This is a genomic window from Nocardia sp. NPDC058497, from assembly GCF_042720195.1.
Lineage (GTDB): Bacteria > Actinomycetota > Actinomycetes > Mycobacteriales > Mycobacteriaceae > Nocardia.
The window spans coordinates 1-2,555 of record NZ_JBHXMY010000733.1 but is presented as its reverse complement, the minus strand read 5'-3'; the positions used below and the strand labels follow the sequence as shown (position 1 = coordinate 2,555).

Genomic DNA, 2,555 nt, shown 5'->3' with positions numbered 1-2,555 from the left:
CCTCGAGCTCTTCCTCCTTGGCCGCGATATCGGCCTTGATCGCCTGAGAGGTCGTCGTCCGGCACCTCTGGTGCATCGAGGCCGACGCTGACCGCATCCACAAGCTGGGCAGCGGTCAAAGCCGTGGTTGCCGCGTGTGCGCCTGAGGCAGGACCAGGCAGTTGGCTGAGCAATGCCGCCAACCGTAGTGAGTCGACGCCGAGCTCGCGCAGCGGAATCGAGGGATCCGGATCGGTGTCGCCCGTCAGCCGGTATAGGTAGTTCCGGACAAGATGTGCTGCCTGGCCGTCGCGCCGTTGGTCTACCTCGTCCTGCGCTGGCGGCGCGAGGTGGCGGGCCAAAGCGGTGGTGTCGACCTTCTGGTTGCGCGTGATCGGCAGTTCATGGAGGGTGATGACCCTTGTCGGCAGCATGTGCGACGGCAGTTGTTCGGCCAGCAAGGCACGAAACGCGGTCGCCTCGAATCTGATTGCCGGGTTCTCAGGGACGAGGAACAGTGCCAGCGCTGGTGCGCCGGCGACGTCGGCAACGATCGCGGCCGCGTCCCGGACCGCCGCCGTGGCACGTGCCTTGGCAGTGACATGGTCGAGCTCGATCCGGTGCCCGTTGATCTTTACCTGTGCATCGGCGCGTCCGAGATAGTGGACACCGTGTCGTGGTGTCGAATAGCCGATGTCTCCGGTCAGATATGTGGGTGTGTGATCGTGTGGTGGAGTCCCGGTGGGCAGGCCGATGCGAAATTTCGCTGCTGTCATCTCCGGGTCACCGGCGTAGCCCAGCGCGATCTGCGGCGAACGAACTCCGATCTGGCCGCTCTGCCACGGCAGACAGACACTGCCAGCGCCAGTCAGTACCAGCACGTCCACATCCGCCATGCCGCGACCGGACGGGATCACATCTGGGAGCTTCTCGATAGCCTCAGCGCTGGTGTCGATGTCGAAAAAGGCCACAGCTCGCTGTGTTTCAGTAGAACCGTAGAGCGCTACCAGTCGCGCTGAGGGTGCGATCCTCGCCAGCGACTGCACTTGAGGGCGAGTCAGAGCAGCACCGACCAGGAACACCACACGCAGGGCCGGTAGCTGCCGGTCGGCGGCGGTGAGCAGCGCGATTGCCGACGGATTGACACACGCCACTTGCGTGTCGGTCTCGGCGAGCCAACGCGCGAGGCCGCCATGCGAGGTCAGCTCGGCTTCAGGCGGGACGACCACTGTGGTGCCGAGGTAGAGCGGGGTCATCACATCACGTTGCAGCGGGTCGTGCCCCAGCGCCGAGCACATTCCGAACCTTGCATCGGCGAGGAGGCCGAGATGCTCGTCCATCCAGTCGAAGTAGTACGTCAGCGAGCGGTAGCGGCCTCGAACAGCTTTCGGTGTCCCTGATGTACCGGACGTGAAGGTCACCACCGCGCAGTCGTCGCCGGACAGTCGTTCACTGTCATAGCGCTGGCCGTGCTGTGGTGTCGTGGGTACCTCGGAGAGGGCGTCGGGAAATCCGATTCCAGCTAGGTCGACGACGAGATCCGCGCGGGCTGCGTTGATGCACTCACGCAGGAATGCTTGCGGTGCTGTTGGATTCGTGATCGCGAGCGCCGAGCCGACTTTGAACGTCGCCACCATCATCGCGACCAGATACTCGTCTCGGCGTGGGATCAGCAACACCACACGCCCGGGGCCCGCACCGTGAGCTTCCAAGGTACTGGCGATGGTGTCGGCGACAGCGTTCAGTTCCTGGTAGGTAATCGCATGATCGGCAGTCTCGACAGCTATCCGATGTGGATGGCGTCGGACCAGATCCAGGAAGCGGGTGAGGAACAGCGGTGGATCGCCATAGGGCGCCGAGGTTCGAGTCGACAAGATCTGTGCGGCGGCGCTACTGACGATCTGTTGAAGCGGGACATCCGGGTCCGCGGCGGCCAGCAAAGGCCACACGAGGTTCACCACGTCGATCAACTCTTGCTCGTCGACCCCCAGCTCGGTGGTCATGCGGACAGCGCTGTCGCAGGTGTCGAATTCCAACCTCGTGTCAGGGTCTGTCGTTGCCGCCGCACTGGCACCGCCGTCAATCACGATCAGATGGCCGCCGACACCAGGGCTCGCCTCAGGCGCTTGGGCGCAGAACGTGGCCAGATCTGCGAGCGTGGCTTGGTCGGGATCGATGCCACTGAGGTCAACCATCCCCGTTGTGTTGCGGTATGCGAGCAGGATCCGGTCGCGGTGCGGGAACGCACGGTCGAGCAGAGCATGCACGGCCAACCCAATCACGGGCGGATCCCACCGGTGGCCGCCTGCCGTGGTGGTAGCGACCCTGGCGGTGGAAAGCGAGCGAGTCGATGGTGATCTGTCAAGATTGCCGTTTTGGTTCAATTTTCCCCCGAGATATGCACAGCAAAAGCAGCGGCCAACATCGATATATATTGGCCTTCGATGATTCAATATGAACAGTTTGCCCCGCGCGGCTCAGCCGGTTTTACCGGCTATCGGCGAAGACGACTCCTATGCCAACTCCGACCAGGGCCACACCCACAGTTGCGTCGATTCCTTTGCGGATTCGAGAAT

The 2,555-nt window shown here is 63.2% G+C and carries 1 protein-coding gene; it reads right to left on the bottom strand.

What is annotated here, in order from left to right:
• A partial coding sequence (locus ACFWPJ_RS30200) for an AMP-binding protein (protein WP_378856518.1) occupies nt 1-2,261 on the bottom strand: 2,261 nt, incomplete at its 3' end.
• Between the last annotated feature and the right edge of the window lie 294 nt (nt 2,262-2,555).